23 protein-coding genes and 1 tRNA gene are annotated in these 24,419 nt (G+C 64.1%); 16 read left to right on the top strand and 8 right to left on the bottom strand.

Annotated features, from left to right (window positions below; translation table 11 throughout):
* Window positions 1–15: 15 nt before the first annotated feature.
* The 8 genes from M2361_RS25825 (at window position 16) to M2361_RS25790 (ending at window position 6,851) form a co-directional block, all read left to right on the top strand.
* Window positions 16–744: a VOC family protein gene (locus M2361_RS25825; protein ID WP_259252613.1), complete on the top strand. Its 729-nt coding sequence runs from the start codon at window positions 16–18 to the stop codon at window positions 742–744.
* 107 nt (window positions 745–851) lie between these two features.
* Complete coding sequence (locus M2361_RS25820) at window positions 852–1,004, top strand: hypothetical protein (protein WP_259252612.1); 153 nt, start codon at window positions 852–854, stop codon at window positions 1,002–1,004.
* Between the two features lie 89 nt (window positions 1,005–1,093).
* Window positions 1,094–1,849 (top strand): GntR family transcriptional regulator, encoded by a 756-nt coding sequence (locus M2361_RS25815; protein ID WP_259252611.1) that lies wholly within the window; start codon window positions 1,094–1,096, stop codon window positions 1,847–1,849.
* Window positions 1,846–2,832: a tripartite tricarboxylate transporter substrate binding protein gene (locus M2361_RS25810; protein WP_391441945.1), complete on the top strand. Its 987-nt coding sequence runs from the start codon at window positions 1,846–1,848 to the stop codon at window positions 2,830–2,832. Before M2361_RS25815 ends, M2361_RS25810 begins: the two co-directional genes overlap by 4 nt.
* Window positions 2,833–2,891: 59 nt before the next feature.
* A complete protein-coding gene (locus M2361_RS25805) occupies window positions 2,892–4,586 on the top strand; it encodes a thiamine pyrophosphate-binding protein (protein WP_100853102.1) in 1,695 nt (564 codons plus the stop codon).
* Window positions 4,587–4,729: 143 nt separating this feature from the next.
* On the top strand, window positions 4,730–5,512 hold the full coding sequence (locus M2361_RS25800) for an SDR family oxidoreductase (RefSeq protein ID WP_259252610.1): 783 nt from the start codon (window positions 4,730–4,732) through the stop codon (window positions 5,510–5,512).
* An 86-nt stretch (window positions 5,513–5,598) separates the two neighbouring features.
* Complete coding sequence (locus M2361_RS25795; protein ID WP_006226278.1) at window positions 5,599–6,057, top strand: Lrp/AsnC family transcriptional regulator; 459 nt, start codon at window positions 5,599–5,601, stop codon at window positions 6,055–6,057.
* Window positions 6,058–6,239: 182 nt separating this feature from the next.
* A complete protein-coding gene (locus tag M2361_RS25790) occupies window positions 6,240–6,851 on the top strand; it encodes a gamma-glutamylcyclotransferase (protein ID WP_404976446.1) in 612 nt (203 codons plus the stop codon).
* A gap of 21 nt (window positions 6,852–6,872) precedes the next feature.
* Here M2361_RS25790 and pagP read toward each other — a convergent pair whose 3' ends face one another.
* The 4 genes from pagP to M2361_RS25770 form a co-directional block, all read right to left on the bottom strand.
* Window positions 6,873–7,427: a lipid IV(A) palmitoyltransferase PagP gene (gene pagP, locus M2361_RS25785; RefSeq protein ID WP_259252609.1), complete on the bottom strand. Its 555-nt coding sequence runs from the start codon at window positions 7,425–7,427 to the stop codon at window positions 6,873–6,875.
* Window positions 7,428–7,587: 160 nt separating this feature from the next.
* Window positions 7,588–9,060, bottom strand: coding sequence for a magnesium transporter (gene mgtE / locus M2361_RS25780; protein WP_259252608.1), 1,473 nt, complete (start codon window positions 9,058–9,060; stop codon window positions 7,588–7,590).
* Between the two features lie 10 nt (window positions 9,061–9,070).
* A complete protein-coding gene (locus M2361_RS25775) occupies window positions 9,071–9,481 on the bottom strand; it encodes an acyl-CoA thioesterase (RefSeq protein WP_100853097.1) in 411 nt (136 codons plus the stop codon).
* Window positions 9,482–9,586: 105 nt separating this feature from the next.
* Window positions 9,587–10,693 carry a YeiH family protein gene (locus M2361_RS25770; protein WP_259252607.1) on the bottom strand — a complete coding sequence of 369 codons (1,107 nt, stop codon included), beginning with the start codon at window positions 10,691–10,693 and terminating at the stop codon, window positions 9,587–9,589.
* Between the two features lie 117 nt (window positions 10,694–10,810).
* On the opposite strand from M2361_RS25770, the gene M2361_RS25765 reads away from it, so the two are divergent.
* The gene (locus M2361_RS25765; protein ID WP_259252606.1) at window positions 10,811–11,704 is read left to right on the top strand and encodes a LysR family transcriptional regulator; all 894 of its coding nucleotides are present in this window, start codon (window positions 10,811–10,813) and stop codon (window positions 11,702–11,704) included.
* A 3-nt stretch (window positions 11,705–11,707) separates the two neighbouring features.
* On the opposite strand, the gene M2361_RS25760 is transcribed toward M2361_RS25765, so the two are convergent.
* Window positions 11,708–12,904 (bottom strand): M20 aminoacylase family protein, encoded by a 1,197-nt coding sequence (locus M2361_RS25760; protein WP_259252605.1) that lies wholly within the window; start codon window positions 12,902–12,904, stop codon window positions 11,708–11,710.
* Window positions 12,905–12,980: 76 nt separating this feature from the next.
* On the opposite strand from M2361_RS25760, the gene M2361_RS25755 reads away from it, so the two are divergent.
* Complete coding sequence (locus tag M2361_RS25755; RefSeq protein WP_259252604.1) at window positions 12,981–14,666, top strand: AMP-binding protein; 1,686 nt, start codon at window positions 12,981–12,983, stop codon at window positions 14,664–14,666.
* Here M2361_RS25755 and M2361_RS25750 read toward each other — a convergent pair.
* On the bottom strand, window positions 14,663–15,550 hold the full coding sequence (locus M2361_RS25750) for an inositol monophosphatase family protein (protein WP_259252603.1): 888 nt from the start codon (window positions 15,548–15,550) through the stop codon (window positions 14,663–14,665). The genes M2361_RS25755 and M2361_RS25750 overlap by 4 nt on opposite strands.
* A gap of 145 nt (window positions 15,551–15,695) precedes the next feature.
* Between M2361_RS25750 and mnmC the strand changes: the two genes are divergently transcribed.
* The 6 genes from mnmC to M2361_RS25720 all read left to right on the top strand — a co-directional run bounded on the left by mnmC (window position 15,696) and on the right by M2361_RS25720 (window position 23,070).
* Window positions 15,696–17,573: an FAD-dependent 5-carboxymethylaminomethyl-2-thiouridine(34) oxidoreductase MnmC gene (mnmC, locus tag M2361_RS25745; RefSeq protein ID WP_259252602.1), complete on the top strand. Its 1,878-nt coding sequence runs from the start codon at window positions 15,696–15,698 to the stop codon at window positions 17,571–17,573.
* Window positions 17,574–17,842: 269 nt separating this feature from the next.
* Window positions 17,843–20,068, top strand: coding sequence for a TIM-barrel domain-containing protein (locus tag M2361_RS25740; RefSeq protein ID WP_100853091.1), 2,226 nt, complete (start codon window positions 17,843–17,845; stop codon window positions 20,066–20,068).
* Window positions 20,069–20,294: 226 nt separating this feature from the next.
* Entirely contained in the window at window positions 20,295–21,383 is a 1,089-nt protein-coding gene (locus M2361_RS25735; RefSeq protein WP_100853090.1) for a methionine ABC transporter ATP-binding protein, read from the top strand.
* Complete coding sequence (locus tag M2361_RS25730) at window positions 21,340–21,993, top strand: methionine ABC transporter permease (protein WP_100853089.1); 654 nt, start codon at window positions 21,340–21,342, stop codon at window positions 21,991–21,993. Before M2361_RS25735 ends, M2361_RS25730 begins: the two co-directional genes overlap by 44 nt.
* Before the next feature lie 67 nt (window positions 21,994–22,060).
* Window positions 22,061–22,858, top strand: a complete 798-nt coding sequence (locus tag M2361_RS25725) for a MetQ/NlpA family ABC transporter substrate-binding protein (RefSeq protein WP_259252601.1) — start codon at window positions 22,061–22,063, stop codon at window positions 22,856–22,858.
* Window positions 22,859–22,994: 136 nt separating this feature from the next.
* Window positions 22,995–23,070, top strand: a tRNA-Lys gene (locus M2361_RS25720).
* Between the two features lie 24 nt (window positions 23,071–23,094).
* On the opposite strand, the gene M2361_RS25715 is transcribed toward M2361_RS25720, so the two are convergent.
* The gene (locus M2361_RS25715; RefSeq protein WP_259252674.1) at window positions 23,095–24,120 is read right to left on the bottom strand and encodes a site-specific integrase; all 1,026 of its coding nucleotides are present in this window, start codon (window positions 24,118–24,120) and stop codon (window positions 23,095–23,097) included.
* Window positions 24,036–24,395 carry a hypothetical protein gene (locus M2361_RS25710; RefSeq protein ID WP_259252600.1) on the bottom strand — a complete coding sequence of 120 codons (360 nt, stop codon included), beginning with the start codon at window positions 24,393–24,395 and terminating at the stop codon, window positions 24,036–24,038. The genes M2361_RS25715 and M2361_RS25710 overlap by 85 nt, the downstream gene beginning before the upstream one ends.
* Window positions 24,396–24,419: the final 24 nt, after the last annotated feature.

Genomic DNA, 24,419 nt, shown 5'->3' with positions numbered 1-24,419 from the left:
TCAGGGGATAACGCCATGCTGCATTCTGTCGGCCGCACCGAATTCGACCACGCCGTCGTGATGGTGCGCGACCGGCTGGATGCGTTGGCGCCGCATTTCGAGCGCCAGGGGTTTCACCTGAGCGACAAGGCGGTGCATAACCTTGGGTCGTGCAATCGCCTGATCGTGCTGGAAGGCACGTATGTCGAGCTGCTGGGATGGCCCACGGGCGCCCCGCCGGCCCGCAAGGAAATCGCTGATTCGCCGTTTGGGTTGGAAGCGCTGGTGTTCCGTACGTATGACGCCGACGCTACCTACGAACGCCTGAAGGCGGCCGGGTTTGCGGTGAATCCGGTACAGGAACTGACGCGCCCGGCGATGCTGGACGGTCAGGAAGTGCAGGCCCGATTCCACACCGTGCGCTTTGCCGAGCAGCCTTTGCCCGGCATCCGCATGTATTTCTGCCGTCATCTGACACCCGAGTGTGTCTGGTCGCCGGACCTGATGGCGCATCCCAATGGCGCACGCAGCCTGATGCGCATTGATGCACGCGCGGCCGATGCCCGAGCCGTGGCCGAGCGCCTGGCGTTGGTGGCGGACGTCACGGCTGAAGCTGTCGATGGCGGTTGGGACGTGCCCTTGGCCAACCTGCGCATCCACGTGCACACTGACCCGACAGCGTCAGCTCCCACGCTGTCCACGCTGACCCTGGAAAACCGCGACGGCGCCCACTACACCTTGGACACCGGGACACCGACGCCCTAGACCCAGGACGTAGGATGGGTGTAGCGCGCGAATCTCGCCGCTAGAACCCCGACATAACAACGCGCGAAACCCATCAAGCAACGATTGAATTCTTGGCCGGATCAGCCATGACGCAATCGCTACTTGATGGGTTTCGCGCGTTCAATACTGGTTTCCTGTTTAGAAATCCTTCGCGCTGCACCCATCCTACGATGGCAACGGCCCGTGGCCGTGGTATCGGCATGGCGATGTTGGTCATCATCGGCCACGGCCATTCGTGATCGGGGCAAACCCTGCTTGCGTCGCAAAGTGTATGCACTTTAGTATGCACTTCATACCCGCTGATCATCCCCACTCAAATCGACCAGCCATGACGCAGCCCCCCTCAGCGATTCGCCCCGCCGCCCGCACGTCTGCCGGGCAGGCGGAGCTGTATGGCGCCGTCAAGGCGATGGCGGTGCGGTTTGATTTCAAGCCGGGCGAGCGCATCAACGAAGTGGATCTGGCGCGGCGCTTGAATGTCAGCCGGACGCCGCTGCGCGAAGTGCTGAACCAATTGATGGTCGAGGGCTTCCTGACTCGTTCCGTGAACCGCGGCTTCATCGCCCGGTTGTTGGACGCCAAGCAGATCCACAGTTTGTACGAGTACCGGGCGGTGCTTGAGGCCGGCATCGTGCGTGCCGCCTGCGAGCGCGCCAGCGACGAGGAATTGGCCGAACTGCGCCAGTTCGTGGAGCGGTCTCGCGATGTGCCGGAAGACAGCGACGCCACACGGCTGTTGGAACTGGACGAAGCCTTTCACCTGCATCTGGCGCGCCTGTCTCGCAACGAAGAATTTGTGCGTGCGCTGGAAAGCGTGAATGCCCGCATTCATTTCGTGCGCTGGATCGACATGCAGCAGGGCCGACGCAGCCATACGCAGGGCGAGCATCTGCGTATCGTCCAGGCTTTGGAACAGCGCGATCTGGACGCCTTGTCCGCGCTGATCAGCGCACACATCGGACGCCGTCTGGACCAGATCACCGACGTGATCCGCACGGGGTTCTCAACGATTTACATGCGGGACCAGGCCGAACCCGCCACGGTAGCGCCGGCCAACACCACAACAGCAGGGGAAAAACAATGACTCACACGATGAAGCGGATTTTGGCGGGCCTATGCACGCTGGCAGCCGCGGGGGGCGCCTTTGTCGCCGCGCCCGCCGCTGCCGAAGAACGGCCGTTGGTGCTGGTAGTGCCCTACCCGCCGGGCGGCAGCACCGACATCCTGGCGCGCATTCTGCAACCGCGTCTGTCGCAGCAACTGGGCGGACGCACGGTGATCGTGGAAAACCGCCCCGGTGCGGCCAGCCAGATCGCCACCGCGCACGTGGCGCGCGCCGAGCCCGATGGCAGCACGCTCTTGGTCAGCTTTGACAACCACGGCATCAACCCCGCCGTGAAGCCCAAGCTGCCTTACGACACCTTCAAGGACTTTGTCGCCATTTCGCAGACCGTGCGCTTTCCGCTGGTCATTGGCGCCAACCCCAGCGTGCCTGGGGATAACCTGAAAGCGTTCCTGGCGGCCGCCGCGAAAGAATCGCCCAACAAATTCAACTACGCCTCGACCGGGGTCGGTTCGCTGAATCACCTGGCGCCCGAAGAGCTCAAGCGCTTGTCGAAAGTCGAGCTGCTGCACGTGCCGTATGGCGGCGGCGGGCCGGCCATCCAGGCGGTGGTGGGCGGGCAGGCCAATATGACGTGGCTGAGTTTCGCGGCGCTGCGCGGCCAGATCCAGGCCGGCAAGATCAAGCCGCTGGCGGTGGCGGGTGAAAAGCGCTTGCCCGAACTGCCCAACGTGCCGACGGTGGAAGAATCGGGCTTCCCTGGCTTTGTTGCCTATTCGTGGAGCGGCATGTTCGCACCGAAAGGCACGCCCGAGGCCACGGTGAAAAAGCTGACGGCCGATTTCAAGGCCGTGCTGGCGGACCCGGAAATCAAGAAGAAGATCACTGAAGCGGGCTTCGAGATCGTGGCCTCGGACGGCCCCGCGCTGGATGCCTACGTGAAATCGGAATACGACCGGTGGAGCGCCTTCATCAAGAAGAACAACATCAATCTGGATAACTGAGCGACGGTTGGCCGGGTGGCGCGCCGCCCGGTCCTGTCGGCTAACTACGTGGAGATGATATGGAAAACCTGAACGGCGCCGAAGCCATGGTGCGGATGCTGCAGCACAACGGCGTCAAACATATTTTTGGCCTGTGCGGCGACACCAGCCTGCCGTTTTACGATGCGCTGTACCGCCTGGATCACGGCATGCAGCACATCCTGACGCGCGACGAGCGCAGCGCCGGGTACATGGCGGACGCCTACGCCCGCGTCACCGGCAAGGTCGGCGTGTGCGAAGGCCCCAGCGGTGGCGGCGCCACCTATCTGCTGCCTGGCCTGGTTGAAGCCAATGAATCCTCGATTCCCGTGCTGGGCATCACCTCGGACGTGGCGGTGGGGTCGCGCGGGAAATACCCGCTGACCGAGCTGGACCAGGAAGCGCTGTACCGTCCGCTGACCAAGTGGAACCGCACCATTGACCGTGCCGACCAGATTCCCGGCATGGTGCGCGCGGCATTCCGCGCCATGACCACCGGCAAGCCGGGCGCGGCGCACCTGTGCTTTCCATATGACGTGATGAAGCAGCAGGTGGATGCGTCCGATATCTGGGCGCAGCCCGAGCACGGCCGCTTCCCGGCCATGCGCTTCGCACCGGATCCCGCCGATGTGGCGCGTGCCGCGCAGCGTTTGATCGGTGCGCGTGCGCCCGTGATCATCTGCGGTGGCGGCGTGGTCATCGCGGGCGCCAGCGGCGCCTTGCAGGAACTGGCGGAAAGCTTGAAGGCGGCGGTGTGCGTGACGGTCAGCGGGCAAGGCAGCCTGGCCGACACGCATCCGCTGAATGCAGGCGTGGTGGGCTCCAACGGCGGCGTGATGGCCACCCGCGACGTGGTGGCCGCAGCCGACGTGGTGCTGTTCGTGGGTTGCCGCGCCGGCTCGACGTCCACGGAACATTGGCGCTTCCCGAACCGCGACGTGCCCATCCTGCACATCGACATCGATCCCATGGTGATCGGCGCCAACTACCTGACCGAAGTCGGCCTGGTGGGCGACGCGAAGCTGGCGCTGGAAGCCTTGGGCGCCGAAGTGCAGGCGCGCCTGGCACACCGTAATTCAGACGCGGTGGACGGCGCGGTGCTAGCCGGCCGCGCCAAGGCCGCGCGCCTGGCGCAACTGGAGCCGCTGGCCAACAGCCTTGAAACGCCGATCCGCCCCGAGCGCGTAGTGCAATCGCTGAACCGCTTGCTGCCCGACGATGCGGTGGTGTGCGCGGACCCGGGCACGCCTTGCCCGTACTTCTCGGCCTACTACGATGTGTCGCGCCCCGGCCGCCACTTCATCACCAACCGCGCGCACGGCGCGCTGGGCTTTTCCATGTCGGCCGCGTTGGGCGCCTGGGTTGGCCGGCCGCAGTCCAAGTGCGTGTCGGTGATGGGCGACGGCAGCTTCGGCTTCACCGTGGGCGAATTGGAAACCATCGTGCGCCACAAGGCGCCGCTGCTGATGATCGTGTTCTCGAATTCGGTCTACGGCTGGATCAAGGCCAGCCAGAAGGCGGGCTACGACCAGCGCTACTACAGCGTGGACTTCAACCGCACCGACCATGCCCGCATCGCCGAAGCGTACGGCGTGAAGGCCTGGCGCGTGGAAGACCCGGCCAAGCTGGACGACGCCATCAAGGCCGCCATGGAACACGACGGCCCGGCGCTGATCGACGTGGTGGCGCAGCCGCTGCAAGATACGGCGGCGCCGGTCAGCCAGTGGATGGGTTGATAAGCGCCTGACGGCGCAGTCAACACAAGAGGCCCTTTGGGGCCTCTTTTTTTTGGTCCAAGGCGCCTGCGGCTGGTCCTATACTGATTCGCTTTGGCGCGGCGTCGCCGCGTGGCTTGCAACACGTCAAAGGGGAATTGGGCATGGATCTGGGGATCAGTGGCAAGACGGCTTTGGTGTTCGGCGGCAGCCGTGGCATGGGCCGCGCCTGTGCGCTGCAGTTGGCGCGCGAGGGTGTGGCGGTGACCATTGCCGCGCGCAATCCCGAGACGCTTGCGCAGGCCGCGGCCGAGATTTCCAAGGAAGCCGGCATCGGCGTGGGCTGGGTGTCGGCCGACCTGACCCAGGAGCACGGTCGCGATGCGGCTATGGCCGCGTGCCCGCAACCCGACATCCTGATCAACAACGCCGATGGCCCGCTGCCCGGCGATTTCCGGGATTGGACGCGCGACGACTGGATTGCGTCGTTGGACGCCATGATGCTGGGGCCCATCGACATGATCCGGCGCGTGGTCGACGGCATGATCGAGCGGCGCTTTGGCCGCATCGTGAATATCGTGTCGCGCAGCGTGAAGGCGCCGCATGCCGAGCTGGGCCTGTCCAATGGTGCGCGTTCGGGGCTGATCGGCTTCGTGGGCGGCCTGGCGCGGCAGACGGTGCGGCACAACGTCACCATCAACAACCTGTTGCCGGGGGCCTTTGCCACCGACGCGCAGGTCAGGCACGTCCGGGGCATGTTGGAGCAGTCGTCGGACAAGACCTTCGACCAACTGTGGGAAGAGCGCGGGCGCGCCAACCCGGCCGGGCGCTTTGGCCAGCCGGAAGAAGTGGGCGCGTTGTGCGCCTATCTGTGTTCGGCGCAAGCCGGCTACATGACGGCGCAAAGCCTGTTGATCGACGGGGGCGGCTACCCCGGTACGTACTGAATCCCGCCGCGCGCGGCGGCGGCTTCCGGCTGGACGCGCGCCGGACTAACGGGCAAGATTGGCTCCCATCGCGTTCGAGAAAACTCATGGACCAGACCGACATCAAGATCCTGGCGTTGCTGCAGAAAGACGCTACCTGTTCGGTTGCTGAAATCGCCGAACAGGTGAATCTGTCGGTGACGCCATGCTGGCGCCGCATCCAGAAGCTGAAGGATGACGGCGTTATCGCGCGCAACGCCATCTTGCTTGACCCGCGTGCGCTGGGCTTGAACCTGACGGTGTTCGTGTCCATCAAGACCAGCCAGCACAACGAGAAATGGACGCAAAGCCTGATCAACGCCGTCATGGCCTTGCCGAACGTGGTGGAGTTTCACCGCATGGCGGGCGATATCGATTACCTGCTCAAGGTGGTGGTCGAGGACATGGCGGCGTATGACCGCTTCTACCGTCGGCTGATCGGCGCCGTGGACCTGCTGGATGTCAGCGCCAGCTTCTCGATGGAAATCATCAAGAGCACGACGGAACTGCCGCTGGACGCGGTGTAGCGGCGTTGTTGCGGCAGCGTTGTGGCTATTGAGCAAAAATTTTTCGTGGCCGGCCACTGCGGCGGATGCAAATTTCTTTCGGCGTGTTGCGCAAGGCCTATCTCGCAATGCTTTTGCGCAGTGTGCGGCGTAGGATATCTCTCGTTCCCATCAGGGAATGAATCGGGATATCAGAGGACCCTATGTCGTTCGCAGTACCCGCCGGCTGTGCCGGTATGGCAAAAGCGCGGCAAGCGCGATCGGTGGACGACCTTTTGGCCGACTGGAATGGCGTCGACGACTTATGGGTGTTCGCCTACGGGTCCCTGATCTGGCATCCCGGCTTTGCGTGGCGCGAGCGCCGTCTGGCGACCGTGCGTGGCTATCACCGCTCGTTGTGCCTGTGGTCGCACGATCATCGCGGCTCGCCAGACAACCCTGGCTTGGTCTTCGGCTTGAACCGGGGCGGTTGCTGCCGGGGCGTGGCCTACCAGATCGCGGCGGCCGATGTGCCCGATGTGTTCCAGGCGCTGTGGCGTCGCGAGATGGTGACCGGCGCCTACACCCCCCGCTGGATTACTTGCCATACCGAAGCCGCGCCGGTGCGCGGACTGGTCTTCCTGCTGAATCGCGCCTGCGATGAGTACGCGGCCGACCTCAGCGACGACCGCCTGATCGCGTCCGTGCGCAATGCCGTCGGCCAATCTGGGCCTTGTCTGGACTACGTGGTGGAGACCGAGCGCGCCTTGCGTGCGCACGGCATCGACGACGGGCGCCTGGGTGATCTGGTGCGCAGGCTGGGCCAGGCTTTCTGAGCGTTGGCCCCGCGCCTTGGCTTAGAAGTGCCAGCGGCCGAACATATACAGCACGTTGCCCGCGCCGCTTGAGCCGGGAATATAGGTCGCGTAGAACATGGCGTCTTTGTAGCCGGCGCCCACCAGCGGAAGGATGCCGGGGAACGGCACGTAGCTCATGATGTCGTGCCGCGCGGTCAGGAACACCGTGTAGCCCGCGCCCAGGCGGAAGTTTTCGCTGACTTGCCCGATTTTCAAGAATCCGTAGCCGGCGATGGGTTCGACCTTGCTGTGCGAATCCAGGAACGCCATGGCGTACAGGCCCTGCCAGTCGCCGTCTTCGTCGTAGATGCTGCGGCCATAGCCGGCGCCCCACGCCAGCTCGTTGAAGCTGTCGACTTTTTCTTTGCTATACATGGCGCGGTTGTGCCAGGCATAGCCGGAAACGTAGAGGTCGTTGCCCCCTTCGGTCCAGATCTGGTCAAGGCGATTGCAAGCGGACTGTGCCCACGAGGGCATGCTTTCACAGGCTTGCGCGGCGGCGGTGAAAGTCGAGAGCAGCAGGCAAAGAAGGGCTGCTCGAAATGCGGTGATCATTACGGGTACAGAAGGATGAAGATGACAATTTCATGACTGTACTTGTTGTCATCGCTCGATCCCTGTCAGTACGCTTTCATCAAACGGCGTTCGTGGCCTCGGCCCCAGGAAAGGGGCGGTCAGGCAAACGCAAAATCAAGAATTTTCTGTGGTGGCCGTGCTACAGCAGGAAGATGGTGGCCAAGCCCAGGAAGATGAAGAACCCCAATGAGTCGGTGGCGAAAGTCAGCAGCACTGACGACCCCATGGCGGGATCCTTGCCGAAGCGCGCACGCACCATCGGCACCAGCACGCCCACCGAGGCGCCGACCAGCATGTTGCAGATCATCGCCGCCATCATCACCAGCGCAATCGAGAGCGAGCGCGAGATCACCCAGGCGAACAAGGCGGCCACCAGGCTGCCGCACAGGCCCACCAGCAAGGTCACGAACAATTCGCGCTTGACCAATTGCCACAGGTTGCGGCCCGTGATCCGGCCCATGGCAAGCGCCCGGATGATCAGCGTCATGGTCTGGTTGCCGGAGTTGCCGCCGATGCCGGCCACGATCGACATCAGGAAAGCCAGGATCACGATGTGGCTGACGGTGCCTTCAAACCGCGACGCCACGAAGGACGCCGTGGCGGCGGTACAGAGGTTGAGCAGCAGCCACGGCGCGCGGTTGCGCAGCGCCGTGGTGACAGGCGCGAAGATGTCTTCTTCTTGCAGACCCGCGCGCGACAGCGCTTGTTCCTGGGAGTCTTCGCGCATCACGTCCACCACATCGGCGATGGTGACGCGCCCGATCAGGCGCCCCTGGTCGTCCATCACGGGGGCGGAGACCAGGTCGTAACGTTCAAAGGCCCCGGCCGCGTCGGCGTCGGAATCCAGGGGGTTCAGCGTCAGGAAGTCGGCGTTCATGACGGCGCGCACTTCGGTTTCCGGTTCGCTGACCAGAAGGCGCGACAGCGGCAGGATGCCTTGCAGCTTGTCTTGGCGGTCCACCACGAAAATCTGGTCGGTGTGGTCGGGCAGTTCGTGCAGGCGGCGCAGATAGCGCAGCACCACTTCAAGCGTGACGTCCTCGCGCACCCGGACCATTTCGAAGTCCATGATTGCGCCCACGCTGTCTTCCGGATAGCCCATGGCTTCCAGCAACTGCGCGCGTTCTTCTTCGGTCAGGCCTTTTTGGACTTCGGCCACCACGTCGGGCGGCAGGTCGGGCGCCAGGTCGGCGAGTTCGTCCGCGTCCATGTTGCCGGTGGCGGCAACCAGGTCCTGACGATCCATCGCTTCAATCAGCGATTCCCGAACCCAGTCTTCCACTTCCAGCAGTACGTCGGCATCGTGCTCGGGGCTGACCAGTTTCCAGATGGCCTGGCGTTCATCCTTGGGCAGAGATTCCAGGATGAAGGCGATGTCGGCCGGATGCAGGCCGTCCAGCAACGTTTTGAGTTCGGCCTCGTGCTGGCGGTGAACCAGGTCTTCGACCAGCGTGGCCTTGGCATCGCCTTCTTCCTGGCGATGCACCAGGTCGGCCACCAGTTGTTGGCGGCGCAGGCGTTCCTGCACTTCGGCCAGGGCGGTCTGTGCGTCTTCCGGGTCGAGGCGGCGGGGCGTCGCGGGCGGTTTCTGCGCGGCGGCGGACTGCGTCATGCGTTACGGCTCAAAGAGAAGGAAGGGGGCGGCTGCGCCGTGCTTCATCGGTGGCGACATACGTCAGGGTGGCCTCGGTGACCTTGACGACTTCGGCGTCCAGGCGCTGGCGTTCCGCGTAGACCTCAACCGACACCGTGATGGACGTGTTGCCGGTCTTGACGATGGATGCGTAGAAGCTGAGCAGGTCGCCCACGAAGACGGGCTCTTTGAACTGGAAGGCGTTGACCGCCACCGTGGCGACCCGGCCGGCGGCGCGGCGCGCGGCGGGAATGGATCCGGCGATATCGACCTGGGCCATGATCCAGCCGCCAAAAACGTCCCCGTGGATATTCGCATCGGCCGGCATCGGCATGACGCGCAATACCGCGTCGCGATTGGCGGGCAAAGTCGTAAACGGGGATTTGGGGCTGGAGGTCATGCGGCCGACTCCAATGCATGGGAATCAGCCGATTATGCAGGAAAAACGAGACAGCGGCGTGCGTGGCGCAAGCCGTCGCGGCGCTTTGCCGCGACGGCTTGGAAATCAGGTGGCCAACTTCACGATCCCGTAGCCGCCAACCAACAGCCACGCGTACAGAATCAGGCCCAGGGCCATTACGCGGGGGCCCGCTTTCTTGATCTGGGCAAAGCGCGTTTCGATGCCCAGCGCGGTCATGGCCATGGTCAACGCAAAGATGTCCAGGCGGCGGATGGCGGCAATGGCGTCGGCGGGGATGATATTCAGCGAGTTGATAATGGCCAGCACCAGGAAGCCGACGGCAAACCAGGGAATGGGAAGCTTGCCGCCCTTGGCCTGGCCACCCGCCTGGCTGGCGGCGCTGCGCAGGTACATGCCCAGCACCAGCAGCACCGGCACCAGCAGCGCCACGCGGGTCATCTTGACGATGGTGGCGACTTCGGTGGTGGCGGGGTCGATATTGCTGGCGGCGCCCACGACCTGCGCCACTTCATGGATGGTGCCGCCGATATAGATGCCCAAGGCCTGGGTGTCCAGGCCAAGCCAGCCCGCGTGATACAGGATGGGATACAGGAACATGGACAGCGTGCCGAACAGCACCACGGTGGCGACGGCGACCGCGCTCTTGTGGGGGGCGGCCCGCAGCGTCGGTTCGAACGCCAGCACGGCGGCCGCGCCGCAAATGGCGCTGCCCGCGGCGGTCAGCATGGCGGTATCGCGATCCAGGCCCAGAATGCGTTGCCCGACGACGGTACCGATCAGCAAGGTGCCCAACACCACCGCCACCGACACGGCCAGGCCCGGCAAGCCCACGGCCGCGATCTGCTGGATGCTGATGTTCAGGCCGTAGAAGGCCACGGCAATGCGCAACAGGCGCCGCGCCGTGAAGTTGACGCCCACACCCCAGTCAGCCGGCATCGTGCCGCGCAGGAAGTTGCCGTACAGCATGCCGCACACAATGCCCACCACCAGAGGCGAAAAGCCCAGTTGGCGAATGGCGGGCAGGTCGGCCAACTGCATCACGGCGGCGGCCATCAGCCCGACGAAGAGCACGCCGTTGAGCTTGTCGCGCCAGGGGGTGGCGGTGACGGCGGCCGAGGTGTTGGCGCTGCTGGCCGACGGGGCCGGGGCAGCGGGGGTAAGGGGAACGGTGGTGCTGGTCGAAGTGCTCATGACGGCCCTTTGGGCATATCTAAATAACTTCCCGAAATATTAGAGGCCGCATCGTTATTTGAAAAATCTTTATTTTGAATATTTAATATCAGAAATTCTGATATTAAAGGGGGCGCTATGACGCCAGATCAGTTGCTGTCGTTTGCATGCGTGGCCGACACGGGCAACATCAGCCGCGCCGCTCAGCTGCTGAATTTGTCGCAGCCGGCCGTATCGGGCCAATTGCGCGCGCTGCAGGACTGGTTTGGCGAACCCCTGTACCGCCGCAGTGGTCACGGCATCGCCCTGACCGAGGCGGGCGAGCGCCTGGCGGAGCAGGCCCGGCAATTGCGGCAGGTCTACCGGCAGGCCCAGGCGGTGCGGGAATCCTGGCGGGGATTGGAAACGGGCGCCTTGCGCCTGGGTGCCAGCACTACGCCCGCCAGCTACCTGTTGCCGCGGCTGGTGGCGGATTTCCGCTCGGCGTTTCCGGCGGTCAGCCTGCACCTGTCGGACGGCAACACCCGGGAAATCGTCGAGCGCCTGCCCGCGCTGGATCTGGCGTTTATTGAAGGCGATGTGCCGTCAGGCTTGCCGTCGGACACGGCGGTCCATGCCTGGCGTCAGGATGAAGTGGTGGCGATTGTGCGGGCCGACCATGCGCTGGCGGCCAAGGGGGCGGTGACACTGCGGGATCTGGCGGCTTCGCCGCTGGTGATGCGCGAGCCGGGCTCCGGGGTGCGTCGGCTGGTTGAGCGCGCGTTCGCCGATGCCGGGCTGACCCCGTCTGTGGGCCTGGAACTGGCGGGTGTGGAAGGCGTGAAGCAGGCCGTGCGCGCGGGGCTGGGGGTGGGGTTCGTGTCGGTGATGTCGATGCGGCACGAAGACGGCGCCTTGGCGGCGTTGCGCCTGTTGCCCAGGCCGCTGACACGCACGCTGAGCATTCTGGTGCCGCACGCCGATGCCGCCGCCCGCGCCGCCGAACGCTTTTTGGCGATGTGCCTGGCGGTCGGGGCGGCAGACGGCGGTTAGGGCTCAGGCCTTGGCCAGGCGCTTCAAGGCAAGTTGGACCCAGTACGTGCCGCCCAGGGGCAGCAGCTCGTCGTTGAAGTCGTAGCTGCCGTTGTGCAGCATGCAGGGGCCCAGGCCGTGGCCGCTGTCGCGGTGTTCGCCGGTGCCGTTGCCGATCCAGACATAGCAGCCCGGCAGCTCCTGCAGCATGAACGCAAAGTCTTCCGCGCCCATGGTCGGTTGCACGTGGTCGTTGACGTTGGCATCACCCACGATGTCGCGCAGCACATCGGCGCAGAACGCAGCTTCTTCGGCATGGTTGATGGTGGGCGGATAGTTGCGCTGGAATGTGAACTCCACTTCGCAGTCCATGGCCGCGCAGGTGTGCCGCGTGATCTCTTCCATACGGCGTTCGATCAGGTCCAGCACATCCAGCGTGAAGGTACGCACGGTGCCGCGCAGTTCCGCGTGGTTGGGCACCACGTTGTCGGCGCTGCCCGCGTGGATCTGGGTAATGCTGAGCACCGCGGCATCCAGCGGATTGCGGTTGCGCGTGATGATGGTCTGCAGCGATTGCGCCAACTGCACCGCCGCCATGACGGGGTCGATGCCCAGGTTGGGCATGCCCGCATGCGTACCCTTGCCTTTGACGACGATCGAAAATTCGTTGCTGGACGCCATGATGGGGCCGGGGGTCAGGCCGAACTGGCCGGGCTTCATGCCGGGCCAGTTGTGCATGCCGAACACGGCTTCCATCGGAAAGCGCTTGAACAAGCCGTCGTCGATCATGCGCTTGGCGCCGCCGCCGCCTTCTTCGGCCGGCTGGAAAATCACATACACCGTGCCCGCGAAATCGCGATGCTGGGACAGGTATTGCGCCGCGGCCAGCAGCATGGCGGTGTGGCCGTCGTGGCCGCAGGCGTGCATCTTGCCTTCGTTCTTGCTGGCGTGCGCGAAGCTGTTGACCTCTTGCATGGGCAGCGCGTCCATGTCGGCGCGCAGGCCCACCGCGCGGTCACCGGGCAGCTTGCCGCGAATGATGCCGACCACGCCCGTGCCACCCAGGCCGCGATCAATCTCGATGCCCCATTCTTCAAGCTTGGCCGCCACGACGTCGGCGGTGCGAAATTCTTCGAAGGCCAATTCAGGATGCGCGTGAATGTCGCGGCGGATCTTCGAAATATCCTGGTGCCAGGCGACGATAGGTTCGAGCAGTTTCATGGGAGAAGGGGGGCGGAAAAAGGGAACGCAACAAGGTTATCATCATTCAAAAATCTGTTTAATGGAGACAAACACCATGACGCGACCGTGGCTTGCTCACTATCCGCAGGGGGTGCCGGCAGAGATCTCCACCGAGGGCTATTCCTCGCTGGCCGACCTGTTGGACCGGGCCTGCAAGCAGTACGCCACCCGCATCGCCTGCACGGCGATGGGCAGCGATATCACCTATGCGCAACTGGATCGGCATGCGCGCGCGTTTTCCGGATGGCTGCAAAGCCTGGGCCTGGAGAAGGGCGCCCGGGTGGCGTTGATGATGCCCAACGTGCCGGCCTATCTGGTGGGCATGCTGGGCACGCTGCGCGCCGGGCTGGTCGTCGTGAACGTGAATCCGCTGTACACAGCCGACGAACTTGAACGCCAATTGCAGGACAGCGGCGCGTCCGTCATTCTGATCCTGGAAAATTTTGCGCACACCTTGCAGGCCGTGAAGAACCGCGGCCAGCTCAAGCATGTGGTCGTGACGGCGCCGGGCGACCTGCTGGGCGGCCTGAAGGCGCCGCTGGTCAACTTCGTGGCTCGCCGCATCAAGAAGATTGTGCCGGCCTGGAGCATCGACGGCGCGCACACGTTGCCGAAGATCTTGGGGGCGGGCGCGAACCTGCCGTTCACGCCACCCACGCTGACGATGGACGATATTGCGGTGCTGCAGTACACGGGCGGCACCACCGGCGTGCCCAAGGGCGCGATGCTGTCGCATCGGAACCTGACCGCCAACGTGCTGCAGACCGAAGCCGTGGCGCAGCCCGTTGTGCATGACTTGTCGAATACCCAACTTACGATCATCAGCGCGCTGCCGCTGTACCACGTGTTTGCAATGACCGTCTGCGGCTTGTATGGCATGCATGCGGGCATGCGCAACGTGCTGATCATCAACCCGCGCGACCAGCCTTCGCTGATCAGCGCGTGGCGCAAGGTGCCCATCAATCTGTTTCCCGGCGTGAACACCTTGTTCAATGCGCTGGCGCATAACGCGGATTTCGCCAAGCTGGATTTTTCGGCGCTGCGCCTGACTTTGGGCGGTGGCATGGCCGTGCAGCAGTCCGTGGCCGAACGCTGGTTGAAGATCACCGGCAGGCCGCTGATCGAAGGCTACGGCTTGTCGGAAACCTCGCCCGTGGCCACGGTGAACCCCACCAACGCCACGGCCTATTCCGGCTCTATCGGCCTGCCGCTGCCGTCCACCGACGTGGCCATTCTTGATGATTCTGGCCACGAAGTGCCGTTGGGCGAACGCGGCGAAGTGGGCATACGCGGGCCGCAGGTCATGCTGGGCTATTGGCAGAAGCCCGACGAAACCCGGCAGTCCATGACGGCGGACGGGTTCTTTCGCACGGGCGACATCGGCATCATGGATGACAAGGGCTATACGCGCATCGTGGACCGCAAGAAAGACATGATCGCGGTGTCCGGATTCAAGGTCTTTCCGAACGAGGTCGAGGCCGTGGTGGCGCAGATGCCGGGTGTGCTGGAGTGCGCGGCCATCGGCGTGCCGGACGAGCACTCGGGCGAAGCCGTCAAGGTGTTCGTGGTGAAAAGCGACGCGTCATTGACCGAGGCGCAGGTGCAGGACTGGTGTCGCGAAAAGCTCACGGGCTACAAGCGCCCGCGCTTTGTGGAATTCCGCGATGAACTGCCCAAGAGCAACGTGGGCAAGATTCTGCGTCGGGAATTGCGTCCCGACGCGCCGGCCAAAGCGTCTTAGCCTTCAGCGGGAGGCTCGCCGCCAAGGTGCGGCGCAATCATCTCGTGCAGGGCGCGTTCGATGGCGGGGTTGCCCGCCACAACGCGCCCGCCGATAGGCCAGGGATCCAGCTTGTGCATGTCTGAACACGTGCCGCCCGCTTCGCGCAGGATCAGGGTGCCGGCGGCCACGTCCCACGGCGCCAGCCCCATTTCCCAATAACCGTCGTAGCGGCCGCAAGCCGTCCAGGCCAGGTCCAGCGCGGCTGCGCCCATGCGACGCACGCCGCGCGCGCGCTTGATGGCGTCGTTCAGCATGGGCATGTACTGCCCGGCGAAGGAAAAGTCGCGGAACGGAAAGCCGGTGGCAAGCACGGAATCTTCAATGGTCTGCGTGCGCGAACATTTGATGCGGCGGCCGTTCAGCCAGGCGCCGATGCCATACACCGCGGTGAACAGTTCTTCGCGGTTGGGGTCGTAAACCACGCCGGCCACGGGCGTGTCTTCAGTGAGGGTTTCCGTGGCTGACACCGCGGTGCCCGCATGCGCGATCAGCGCGATCGACACGGCATAGTGAGGGATGTCGTGCAGGAAATTGGTGGTGCCATCCAGCGGGTCGATGTACCAGGTGGCGCGGCCTTGGGGCTTGCCGCCCGTCTCTTCAGCCACGATGCCGAATTTGGGCGTGCGCGTTTGCAGTTCCTGGATGATCACGGCCTCGGCTTCGCGGTCTGCTTGCGATACGAGATCGTTGCGCGCCTTGCGGTCGATCACGAGGTCGGCCCGATGATGCGCGTAGGATTGCAGGATGGCTGCACCCGCATGCGCCGCAGTGACTGCCGCGTCGATCGCGGCGCACAGGTCGATGGGTTGGGCCAGTGAGCGGGGCTGATCATAGGTGTCCATGTAAACCAGTGTAAGCCCAGGTATGCGTCAAATCCGCGGCAGCCACGGGAATCCGCGCCGCCGCGTGGCGTCTATCCAACGCCCGGGCCGTGGCCAGTCGATAATTCGCGTTTGTCACAACCTTGATCCTTTCTTCGAAGAGCCCATGTCCGCGCCTTACGTTCCCCTGACCCCCGCAGTGGTCGACTTTGATGCCGACGGCAAGCTTCATGACGCCGAGTCCGGCGATGTCTACCCCCTGTATGCCGGGTCATTCAGCGACCGGGAGCAGGTATTCCTGCGCGGCAACGGGCTACCCGAGCGCTGGCGCGGATGCGACGTATTCACTGTCTGCGAGACCGCTTTCGGCCTGGGCCTGAACTTTCTGGCGCTGTGGCATGCGTGGCGGCAAGACCCGCAGCGGCCCTCGGCCTTGCATGTCGTGTCGATGGAAGCGCATCCGTTCTCTCGGGATGACTTGTCGGCATTGCTGGTGCGTTATGCGCCGTCGCCCATGGCCGAGTTGGCGCGGCGTCTGGCCGAGCAGTGGCCCCCGCTGTTGCCGGGACTGCATCGGCTGGAATTCGAGAACGGCGCGGTGGCGCTGACGCTGGGTTTTGGCAATGCGCAGGTGCTTGCGCCACGCCTGGACGCGCGTGTGGATGCGTTCTTTCTGGATGGCTACACGCCAGAACGCGATTCCGACCCGAAGTCAGCGCCGTTGCTACGCGCGCTGGCGCAATTGGCGGCGTCCGGGGCCACCTTGACGGCTGCGGTCGGCACGGAAGCATTACGGCGTGCGTTGCAGGATGCGGGATTCGACGCGCGCTGCGTGCCGATCGACGGCGGCAAGCCGCAAATGATCCAAGCCACCGCCCGCGTGCAGGGCCGAGCGGCCGGGGCTGCCGCGACGGCTGCGGCCGTCAAGCATGCGGTGGTGGTGGGCGCCGGGCTGGCGGGCGCCGGCATTGCGCAAGCGCTGGCCGGGCGGGGTTGGCGAGTCACCGTGTTGGACGCGGGTCGGGCGCTGGGGGCGCCGGCGCATGCCGGTCATGTGGCCGCGGCGCTGACGCCCGTGGTGGCGCGTGATGACAATGCGCGGGCACGCCTGTCGCGCGCCGGGAGCCAGCGCGCGCTTGCGCGATGGCAAGGGCTGGCTGGCGACGCCGCGCCGCGCGTGTGCGGCACGCTTCAGATCGAGCGCGACGCGGGCAAATCCGCTGCATTGGCGAGCACATTGGAAACGCTGGCTTTTCCGCGCGACTGGGTACGGCAGGTGGATCGCGACGAAGCCGGCGCCTTGGCCGGCTTGCCGGTGGCGCGCGGCGGCGTGTACTTCGCGCAAGGCATGCTGGTTCAACCGAACCGACTCATCGACGCCTTGCTGGAAACCTCCGGCGTGAGCGTGTTGCCGGGCAAGGCGGCCCGGGTCGAACGCCAGGGGCAGGGATGGCGCGTGCGCGATGCGCAAGGCGAGGAATTGGCGCACGCCGACACCGTCATCCTGGCCAATGCCTTTGGCGCGCGCGCGGTGCTGGCCGAAAGCGGGCTGCTGGACCCCTTCTTGCCGCGTGTGGAGCAGATGCACGCGCTGGCTGGCGAGGTCACGCTGGTGCCCGGCGAGGCGCTTGCGGGCGGGCCGCGCTGCATCGTCGGTGGCGAGGGCTATCTGCTGCCGGACGTGGGCGTCGGCTGTGTGGTCGGCAGCACCTACGTGCATGGCGCCACGCAAGCGGTGGTCAGCCCGGAAGGGCAGCACACCACGCTTGCCAAGGCAGCCGGGCTACTGAGCGGTCACTTCCCGGCGTTCGATGCGTTGGTGCCCGGCACCTTGCCCGGTTGGGCGGGATGGCGGGCCGTGTTGCCCGGGCGCCTGCCCGCAGTCGGGGAGCTACCGCACGCGCCCGGCCTGTGGTTGGCCGTGGGCTATGCGTCGCGCGGCTTGTCGTGGTCGGCTTTGATGGGCGATTTGATCGGCGCCCGACTGGCGGGCGAACCCGCGTTGCTGGAAACCGATCTGTCCAAACTTATTTCACCACGGTGAAAAAAAGTTTAGCCGCGAATGGGGGCTCGACCCAGGTGGCGTAGAATTGCGGGAATTGCCAGGATTTGGCGCCAAATAGGCCGTAATGGCCTCGTTGTTGGCGTTTCGGCGGCGCGCGGCACTAGGCCGACAGGCGCTGATCGAGGGCTTTATGACCCCTTTTTATGGATGAGAAACCCATCCAGAAGAGGGACCGAGTTTATTTCAAAGCTCAAATCCGTCAAAATAGCGTCTTTTGATGGTTTTTGGCTTAAGCCGGGGGATGCTCTGTGCCGCCCAAGTTCGACTTTGCCCATACTACCCAGCTCGACACCATCGAGCTGCTGACGTCCCGCCCCAGTCGCTTCGATTTCGACGCGGGCGATGGGTTGCACCTGGTAGTCGAGGCGCATGCGCCTGGTGTTTTTCGCCTGCGCTGCGGCGAGGCGAACCACCTGAATGATGACAAGCCCGGCGCGCGTGCGCGCGCCGTGGCCGAGATGCTGCTCGCGCGCCAAGAGGCCGTGGGCGAAGCCTCTATTGCCCCTCGCGAAGGCGGGGACGGCTGGCGGATCACACAGGGCGACGTTGCCCTGGAGATCCAGTCCAACCCGGTGCGCGTTGCGATCTATCGCAACGAGGAACGGGTGTTCGAGTCCGAGGTTTCCGCGCATACGCCCGCATTCGGGCACAACGCGCTGGACCAGGAAGACGATGCGGTGTGGACGGCGGGCTTTACCCTGCTGGCCGACGAACGCATCTTCGGCCTGGGGGAAACACCGGGCGACCTGAACCGCCGCGAAGAATCGGTGGTGTCCGATGACCCCGAGCACCGCGCCTTGCCGCTGGCATGGAGCCCGCGTGGCTGGGGTGTCTACGTCAATACGATGCGCCGCGTTGAACATTCCGTGGGCGTCGCCCCGGCGGATTCGGCCTACGTGCTGACCGTTGACGACGCCGTGCTGGACGTGTTCCTGTTTGCCGGCGAGCCCGCCGAAATCCTGAACCAGTACACCGCGTTGACCGGCCGCGCCGGCCAGCCCGTGCTGTGGGCGATGGGCGCGTGGCTGCAACAGGCCACGGGCGAAATGCCCACGCAGACCGTCGCCTTGCTGGCTCGCATGCGCGAAAACCAGATTCCCGTGGATGCCGTGACGCTGGCCCAGCCGGCGGCGTGGGGCTTCCAGTCGGATAAGGCGGTGTTCGAATGGGACGCTCAGCGCTTCCCCGACGCCAAGCAGATGCTGGCCCTGTTCCACAAGCACAACGTGCATGTCGCGGCATCCGGTTTCCCCGGCGTGCTCAAGACCAGCCCCTTGTTCGAAGAACTGGAAGACCGCGGCTGGTTGTTGGCCAAGGAAGACGGCGCCGCCCAGGTGTTTGACGGCATCGCCGCCACCTCGGGCCAGCCCTTCGGCCTGCTGGACCTGACTTACCGCGACATCTACAACATGTGGGTCGAGCGTCACCGCCAACTGATCGAAGATGGCCTGGACGCGCCTGCGTGCGATGCCCAGCTTGCCATTCCTGATGGCGTGACGGCCCGCAACGGTGAAACCGGCCCGGCGCTGCGCAGCATGTATCCGCTGCTGGTGCGCCGCGCGCTCTTCGATGCCGTGGCCGGCCTCAAAGTGCCGCCCGAAGGTGTCGTGCCCAGTTCCGACCTGTTCCCCGCCGCGCAACGCCTGCCGTGGCAGGTGGGGCCGCAAGCCGAGAACTCCTGGGACGGCTTGCGCCATACGCTGCGCACCGCCTTGTCGATCGGCGCCAGCGGGGTGCCCGTGCAGGTGCACGGCATCGGTTCGGCATCGCGTGACCGCGCGGGCATGACGTCTGAACTGTATTTGCGCTGGCTGACCGTGGGCGTGTTCTCGGCGAACTTCTCGTTCCAGGGCGTGGAAGGGCTGATGCCTTGGGACTTCGGCGACGAAACCCTGGCGCAGGCCAAGACCTGGATGCAGTGGCGCTATCGCCTGGTGCCTTATGTACTGGGCGCCATCGAGGACTCCGCCCGTACCGGCCTGCCGGTGCAGCGTTCCATGGCCCTGTCTTTCCCGAACGATCCGCATGCCCACGAGTGGGACCTGCAATACCTGCTTGGCCCCGCCTTGCTGGTAGCGCCGGTCACCGAACCCGGCAAGCAGGTGCGCGTGTATCTGCCCAAGGGCGAGGCCTGGTGGGATTTGAACACCGGGCATCGCTACGAAGGCGGCACCACCTGGACGATCGACTGCGAACTGGGCCAGTTCCCGGTTTTTGGCCGCGAAGGGCACATGCTCTGTCTGGGACCCGCCGCGCAGCATACGGGCGAGTTCAACTCGGCCCGCATCCTGGACGAGGTCTGGATGTTCGGCATGCCGGTGCATAACCCGGTTGTCATGCGCAACAAGATCCGCGTGATGCAGATGCAGGGCTCCAGCTACATTAAGGGGCTGGAAGGGCTGCGCATCTCGCCGTCCGAAGGTCTTGAGGTCAAGCGCCGGGGGGCGGAAGTCCGCATCTCTCGCGCTCGCTGATATCGACGCGGCCGGCTTGCCGGCTACCGTCATCAAAAGGGGCAGTCAGGAAGGCTTTCCTTCCGACTGCCCTTTGCGCGTTTTGCCGACGCCCGATTGCAGTGTGTAGCCACCCCTTGGTGACGAGCGGGCGGTGCCCTGAAGGCGCATCATATTACTTGTAGTTATTAAAAATGAAAAAAACGGTCGTTCTCTTTAGAAGAGAAAAGATACAAAATCGCTTGCCATGATTCACATCGAGAACCTATCCAAGACCTATGCCACGCCGCATGGACAATTCCAGGCGCTGCGAGGCATCAACCTGCATATTGAGCAGGGCGAGGTCTTCGGCATCATCGGCCCCAGCGGGGCCGGCAAAAGCACGCTGGTCCAATGCATCAACCTGCTTGAACGCCCCAACGAAGGCACGATTGCCATCGGTGGACAGCAACTTACCGGCCTGAACGAGGCGCAGCTTCGTGGCCAGCGCCGCCGCATCGGCATGGTGTTTCAGGGCTTCAACCTGCTGTCGCGCCGTACTGTCTATGGCAACGTGGCGCTGCCGCTGGAAATTGCCGGCGTCGCCAAGGCCGAGATCCCGGCCCGCGTGGAACGCCTGCTGGCCCTGGTGGGCCTGGAGCATCTGCGTGATCGCTATCCCAGCCAGATCAGCGGCGGCCAGAAGCAGCGGGTGGGCATCGCCCGCGCGCTGGCCAACAACCCCGACGTGCTGCTCAGCGACGAAGCCACGTCCGCGCTCGACCCCGAAACCACGCACAACATCCTGGCCCTGCTGCGCGACATCAATCGCAAGACGGGCGTGACGGTCGTCATGATCACGCACCAGATGGAAGTGGTGCGCGAAGTGTGCGACCGGGTGGCCGTGCTGTCGCAAGGCGAAGTGGTTGAAATCGGCAGCACGCGCGAAGTGTTCGCGCAGCCGCGCCACGAGGTCACGCGCGGCATGGTGTCGGCCGCCACCGCATCCGACCTGACCGACGCCACCTTGGCGGCCGTGAAGGAACGCATCGCCACGCTGGTTGCCGCCGCGCCTACCCAGGCCGTGCGCCTCTTGCGCCTGTCCTTGACCGGCACGGATTCGTCGGGCTCGTTCCTGACCGATCTGTCCAAGCAGTTCTCGCTGGACGTGGGCCTGGTGCAGGCCCGCGTTGAAGATATCCAGGGCGTGGCCGTGGGCACGATGTTCGTGCTGGTTCAAGGCGCGCCCGAAGCGGTCAAGGACGCGATTGCCGCGTTGGCCGCCCGTGACATTACCGTTAAAGAAATAGCTCATGAGTCCGCAACTGATCGATCTGCTTATTACGTCGCTGCTTGACACCCTGCTGATGGTGGGCGTGGCCAGCGCCATCGCGGTGGTGATCGGCATCCCCCTGGGCGTGACGCTGACCGTGACCGCACGCGGCAACATGCTGGAAAACCAGCCCGTGAACCACGTGCTGGGCGCCATCATCAACGCCACGCGCTCGGTGCCCTTCGTCATCTTGATGGTTGCCATCATTCCGTTCACGCGCCTGATCGCGCAAACCTCCATCGGCACCACGGCTGCCATCGTGCCGCTGTCGGTGGCCGCGATTCCGTTCATGGCCCGCATCGCGGAAAACGCCATGCGAGAAGTGGATCCTGGCCTGATCACCGCAGCGCGCGCCATGGGCGCATCGCCGATGCAGATCATCCTGAAGGTGCTGTTGCCGGAAGCCTTGCCGGGTCTTATCGCCGCCACCATCGTTACCGTGGTCAGCCTGATCGGCTATTCCGCGATGGCCGGCGCCATCGGCGGCGGCGGCCTGGGCGACCTGGCCATCCGCTACGGGTATCAACGTTTTCAATCGGACGTCATGGCCGCGGTCGTGATTGTGCTGATCGTTTTGGTCCAGGCAATCCAAAGCCTTGGCGATCGCTTCGTGCGCCGCATGTCGCATCGCTGAGCGCCCCGGCGCCGCTTCGTTTTCGCTGCAATCTTCTTTCTACTTCCGTTACTCGGGATATCGCAACATGAGCATCAAGGTTTTGAAGTCGCTGGCTGCATTCGCCCTCGGCGCCGCCGTAATCGCCCAGCCCGCGCTGGCTCAGGACAAGCCGCTGAAGGTTGGCGTTACCGCCGGCCCGCACGCGCAGATCTTTGATGTGGTCAAGGCCGAAGCGGCCAAGCAGGGCTTGAACATCCAGGTCATCGAGTTCACCGACTACGTGCAGCCCAACGTGGCGCTGGCCGCCGGCGACCTGGACATGAACAGCTACCAGCACCAGCCCTACCTGGACAACGCCAACGCCGACCGTGGCTACAAGCTGGTCAGCATCGCCAAGACCGTGATCTTCCCCATCGGCATCTACAGCAAGAAGATCAAGTCGCTGTCGGAACTGAAGGACGGCGCCCGCATCGCCTTGCCGAACGACCCCACCAACGGCGGTCGCGCCCTGTTGCTGCTGCAAGCCAACGGCCTGATCAAGCTGCGTCCGGAAGCGGGCCTGAAGGCGACGCCGATCGACGTCATCGAGAACAAGAAGAAGCTGCGCTTCATTGAATTGGACGCCGCCCAACTGCCGCGTTCGCTGGATGACACCGACGCCTCGGCTGTCAACACCAACTTCGCGCTGGAAGCCGGCCTGGATCCGGCCAAGGACGCCATCGCTCAGGAGTCGCCGGACTCGCCGTACGCCAACGTGTTGGTCGTGCGCGAAAAGGACAAGGACCGCGCTGAATTCGCCAAGCTGGTCAGCATCTATCACAGCCCGGCCGTGAAGCAATTCATCCAGACCAAGTACAAGGGCGCCGTAGTGGCTGCCTGGTAATCCAGGTCCATCGCAAGCCCCGGAACGGCCGCCGCAAGCGGCCGTTTTTTCTGGGCGGCTACAGGGCTTCACCGGCACGCGACGCTAAACGTTTTGACAAGCCCGGAGAAATCCGCCATAATTTCTGGCTTCGGTCGGGCTGATAGCTCAGTCGGTAGAGCAGCGGACTTTTAATCCGTTGGTCGCGAGTTCGAGTCTCGCTCAGCCCACCACCAAACACCCGCAGTATCAAGAACTTACGCCGCTATCACTAGCGGCGTTTTTTCTTTCTGTTCCGACTTTGACCAAAATTCGACCGTGTTCGAATGGTGGGCCAAGTGCGACGGGGCCAAATGGGCATAGCGTTGAACCATGTCCAGCGTCTCCCAACCCCCCAGATCCTTTAGAACCATGAGTGGTGTTCCGGCTTGTACATGCCAGCTGGCCCAGGTATGGCGAAGGTCGTGGAAATGGAAGTCGTCAATCCCGACCTCGGCGCACGCACGACGCAAGCAGCGAGCATCGACCTGGCTGATCTTCCGCACCACGCCATCTCTTGATGGTCGTTCGAAGACAAATCTCTTGGCTTTGGGAATCCGGCGCTGCAGCACTGCCATCGCGTCCGCGTTGAGGGGCACCGACCTGGCATAGCCCGATTTCGCCTCTTCCGCAATGACCCATGCGTTTCGCTGGGGCATATCCACGTTGCTCGGCCTGAGCGAAAGCAATTCGTCTTCCCGCATGCCAGTCGCCACGGCAACGAGGCTGACATCGCGCATCCACTCAAGCGTCATCGCGCTTATCAGCCGACCGATGACGGATGGGGGTTCCCATCGCACACGATTATCGGGTTCAACGAACTCCGAAAATTTCGGGCACTTGTCGATCCAGTCCCAGTCTTCACATAGCTTGAGCATCCTGCGAAGCGTGGCTAGGTAGCGGTTTTTGGTCGCAGCACTTACCGGCGTGGGTTTGCGATGCTTATGGGTAGTATGCGTCGGCAGTTTGTCCGCGATCTCGTCGAATTTTAAAGAGCGAATGGCACGTCCGGAGAACTGACTACGCCAGTACGCGACGTGCCGGACCTTGCTGTCATAGTCGCGTAGCCCGTCCCAGAGTCGAAGACAACGCACTGCGGCCTCTTCAAAAAAGCGGTCGGGTTGTTCGCCAAGCTTGGCTTGACGCCAGAGGTCGGCTTTCAGCTTGTCGTGGTATTCCTGCGCGGCTTGCCTGTCCGTCGTTCCAGAAGAACATCTAACTCGCGGGACGCCTGGGACGCGGATATCAACTTGCCAAATACCTGAGGTTTCATCTTTGCGGATGGGCATTGTGCATCTCCCACAACCCGCAGCGATAGCTGGGTGACATTGTTGTTCTTTTCCGAAAATGCAGCAAGACGCGAAGGCCAGATGCGCCATGCGCCCCTTGCTCTAAGCTGAAAACCGAGCTCTTTGCGATAGCTGAAGATGGTGCTGTAAGAGATGTTGAGGCGCATTGCAGCTTCTTGCAGCGTGAGCGCCGTTTCATCCATGTTCTCTGCCGGAGGCATGGAAGACATACGAACTCCTTTATCGGGCCGTGA

This window comes from Achromobacter sp. JUb104, from assembly GCF_024806975.1.
Lineage (GTDB): Bacteria > Pseudomonadota > Gammaproteobacteria > Burkholderiales > Burkholderiaceae_B > Achromobacter > Achromobacter spanius.
This window is presented reverse-complemented; position numbering and strand designations above follow the sequence as displayed.